This is a genomic window from Actinoplanes sp. NPDC051633, from assembly GCF_040681735.1.
Taxonomy (GTDB): Bacteria; Actinomycetota; Actinomycetes; order Mycobacteriales; family Micromonosporaceae; genus Actinoplanes.
Map to the genome: position 1 here is coordinate 1 of NZ_JBFAZH010000959.1, position 3012 is coordinate 3012.

5 protein-coding genes are annotated in these 3012 nt (G+C 70.4%); 3 read left to right on the forward strand and 2 right to left on the reverse strand.

Annotated elements, in window-relative coordinates; genetic code table 11:
• Positions 1 to 478 (forward strand): carbohydrate-binding protein (locus AB0M20_RS35150; protein WP_364304784.1); only part of this gene is annotated, 478 nt, incomplete at its 5' end.
• A 149-nt stretch (positions 479 to 627) separates the two neighbouring features.
• Here AB0M20_RS35150 and AB0M20_RS35155 read toward each other — a convergent pair.
• A complete protein-coding gene (locus AB0M20_RS35155; RefSeq protein ID WP_364304786.1) occupies positions 628 to 981 on the reverse strand; it encodes an Hsp20/alpha crystallin family protein in 354 nt (117 codons plus the stop codon).
• A gap of 68 nt (positions 982 to 1049) precedes the next feature.
• Positions 1050 to 1490, reverse strand: coding sequence for a cupin domain-containing protein (locus AB0M20_RS35160; RefSeq protein ID WP_364304788.1), 441 nt, complete (start codon positions 1488 to 1490; stop codon positions 1050 to 1052).
• A 46-nt stretch (positions 1491 to 1536) separates the two neighbouring features.
• Between AB0M20_RS35160 and dinB the strand changes: the two genes are divergently transcribed.
• Together dinB and AB0M20_RS35170 are read left to right on the forward strand one after the other, a co-directional pair.
• Positions 1537 to 2730: a DNA polymerase IV gene (dinB, locus tag AB0M20_RS35165; RefSeq protein WP_364304790.1), complete on the forward strand. Its 1194-nt coding sequence runs from the start codon at positions 1537 to 1539 to the stop codon at positions 2728 to 2730.
• Between the two features lie 109 nt (positions 2731 to 2839).
• Positions 2840 to 2977 carry a hypothetical protein gene (locus AB0M20_RS35170; protein ID WP_364304793.1) on the forward strand — a complete coding sequence of 46 codons (138 nt, stop codon included), beginning with the start codon at positions 2840 to 2842 and terminating at the stop codon, positions 2975 to 2977.
• The last annotated feature ends 35 nt before the right edge of the window (positions 2978 to 3012 follow it).

Here is a 3012-nt window from a genome sequence, read left to right on the forward strand (position 1 = left end):
GTCTGCCCCGCCGTCGGAGTCACCCTCGCCCTCGCCTTCGCCGACGCCGTCGGCCGCGCCGTCCGGAGGTGTCGACGCCTACCGGCCGTTGCAGGTGGAGGACGCGTCGGAGGTCTCCGGTCCGCAGATGCAGGACACCGAGGACGAGGGCGGCGGGCGCAACGCGGGCTGGATCGGCAACGGCGACTACCTGCGGTTCGACAACGTCAACTTCGGGGGTACGCCACCCACGGCGGTGAACCTGCGGGTCGCCTCCGACCTGGAGCCCGGTGGCCGCATCGAGATCCGCGTCGACAGCGCCTCGAACCCGCCGCTGGCAACCCTGAACACCTCGAAGACCGGCGGATGGCAGAGCTGGCGCACCGAGACGACGGAGATGTCCCCGGTGACCGGCTTGCACACGGTCTACGTGACCTTCGGCAACGACCGCCCCGACGACTTCGTCAACCTGAACTGGCTGGTCTTCCGCATCGAGTAACCACAAAGTGGTAGCCCACCCTCCTCTGAAGGGCCCGGAAGCGTGGGTGGGCTACCACTGTCGGTCTCGGCCCGGCGCCTGACCACAAAGTGGTAGCCGAGCCCCCTCTCGAAGCCCGAGAGCGTGGGTGGGCTACCAGTTGGGTTGGGTCAGGCGGCTCGGGCCAGGTCGGTCGTGCGGACCGGGATGCTGATCGTCAGGGCGCCGTCGTCGTAGCGGGCGTCCAGGCGGTCGGTGTCGAGGCGGTCGGAGAGCCGGACCTGCTTGGCGTAGTCCTGGGCCGGGCTCTGCGGCTCGTCTCCGCCGGAGTGGCGGGCGGCGCGGACCGTCATGACGTTGTCGTCGACCGAGACGTCGATGTCGGCCGGGTCCATGCCGGGGAGATCGATGTCGATGTGGAAGGTTTCGCCGTCGCGGTAGGTCTCCACGCGACAGCCGGCGGCGCGGGTCGTGCCGACGACGCGCGCGGTCAGCTGCTCGGGTTCGCTGTAGCGCAGAAACATGGGTGGTTCCTCCGAAAGTGCTGTCCGGGTCTTGTGGACCCGACCGCACAACGGGGAGCCGGTGATCGCTATTCCGGCCGTCCGGCGCCTGGATCGCCCAGCAGCCGGAAGTCGGCGAAGTCGAAGCCCGGCGACACCACACAGCTCACCATCACAGGCTCCTGAGCTGCGGGAACGGCACTCTGCCAGACCCCTTTGGGGACCAGCGCCTGCGGATTCGTGATGCCCAACACGATGACTTCTGCGTCACTCGGCTGCGGCCCGTCGCCGCCCAGCCGCAGCTCGAGCGGGCCGCCGGAGTGCCAGAACCACAACTCGTCGGAACGCACCGTGTGCCACGCGGACTGTTCGCCGGGGTGGAGCACGAAGTAGATCGCGGTGGCGGCGGCGCGCGGGCCCGCGTACCCCGGGAAGTCGACGTTGATCTCGGAACGGAAGGTCTCCCGGAACCATCCGCCCTCCGGGTGCGGCTGCAGATCGAACTGCTCGGCGAGCGGAGGGCGTGTCATGGCGCAGACTCTAACATCATTCGAACATGTGTTCTAAGATGGCCCGGTGCATGATCAGGCGACCATCCTGCATGCCGACCTGGACTCGTTCTACGCGTCGGTCGAGCAGCGTGACGATCCCGCGTTGCGCGGGCGTCCGGTGCTGGTCGGCATGGGTGTCGTGCTCGCCGCGAGTTATGAGGCGAAGGCTTTCGGGGTACGCACCCCGATGGGTGTCGCCCAGGCCCGCCACCTCTGCCCGCAGGCGATCGTCGTGCCGGCGCGGATGTCGGCCTTCACGACGGCGAGCAAGGCGGTGTTCGCGGTCTTCAAGGACACCACGCCGATCGTCGAGGGCATCTCGATCGACGAGGCCTTCCTCGAGGTGGGTGGGTTGCTGCGGATCCGCGGCACGCCCACCGAGATCGCGCGGCGGCTGCGGGCCGAGGTGCGCGAGCGGGTCGGGCTGCCGATCACGGTCGGGGTGGCGCGGACGAAGTTCCTGGCAAAGGTGGCGAGCGCGGTCGGCAAGCCGGACGGGTTGCTGGTCGTGCCGCCCGGGCAGGAGCTGGCGTTCCTGCATCCGCTGCCGGTCGAGCGGCTGTGGGGCGTCGGGCCGGTGACGTCCGGAAAGCTGCGGGAGCGGCGGATCAACACCGTCGGGCATGTGGCGCGGCTGGGTGAGGCGACGCTCGTGTCGCTGCTGGGTGCGCACGCCGGGCGGCACCTGCACGCGCTTGCGCACAACCGCGACCCCCGTCGGGTGCGGGTCGGGGTGCGGCGCGGGTCGATCGGTTCGCAGTGCGCGCTGGGCCGGCGGGAGCGGCCGTTCGAGGAGGTGGAGGCGACGCTGGCCGCCCTGGTCGACCGGGTGACCCGGCGGATGAGGTCGGGGCACCGGGCCGGGCGGACGGTGACGTTGCGGTTCCGGTTCGGCGACTTCACCCGGGCGACGCGATCGCGCAGCATGTGGACGGCGACGATGCAGACGGCGACGATCCTGCGTACGGCGCGGGAGCTGCTGGCGGAGAACAGGGCGATGATCGCCGAACGCGGCCTGACCCTGATCGGGGTGGCGGTGAGCAATCTCGACGGCGACGGGAACGTGCAGCTGGAGCTGCCGTTCGAGGCACTGCACGACGAGGACAAGCTGGACGACGCGCTGGACGCGGTCCGCGACCGGTTCGGCAGCTCGGCCGTCAAGCGGGCGGCCTCCCTGGGCCACGACCTCTCCCCTTCGGTCCCCATCCTCAGCGACTAGCCGCCTCAGCTCCGCGGGGCGTTCAGTGAGCTGCAAGCCGGCTGCAAGTGGTCCCGGCGATAGTTTGCCTGCGGACGGAACGACCGCCCGCCGACCAGGGAGACCCACCATGAACAGCAGCGCCTACCTCGCCGTACAGATCAACCACCTCCGGCACGAGGAGCTCCTCCGCGAAGCGGCGGAGTACCGGCTCCGCTCCGGCGAACGCGAGCCGCGCCGCCCGCGCGGCCGCCATCGCCGGCGATGATCGGCCTCTTGCCGCGACCCCCGGCCCGGGCCGGG

Excerpts from the sequence above, each read along its gene's own strand:
- AB0M20_RS35155 (WP_364304786.1), bottom strand. The coding sequence starts at position 981 with ATGTTTCTGCGCTACAGCGAACCCGAGCAGCTGACCGCGCGCGTCGTC.
- AB0M20_RS35160 (WP_364304788.1), bottom strand. The coding sequence starts at position 1,490 with ATGACACGCCCTCCGCTCGCCGAGCAGTTCGATCTGCAGCCGCACCCG.
- AB0M20_RS35170 (WP_364304793.1), top strand. The coding sequence starts at position 2,840 with ATGAACAGCAGCGCCTACCTCGCCGTACAGATCAACCACCTCCGGCAC.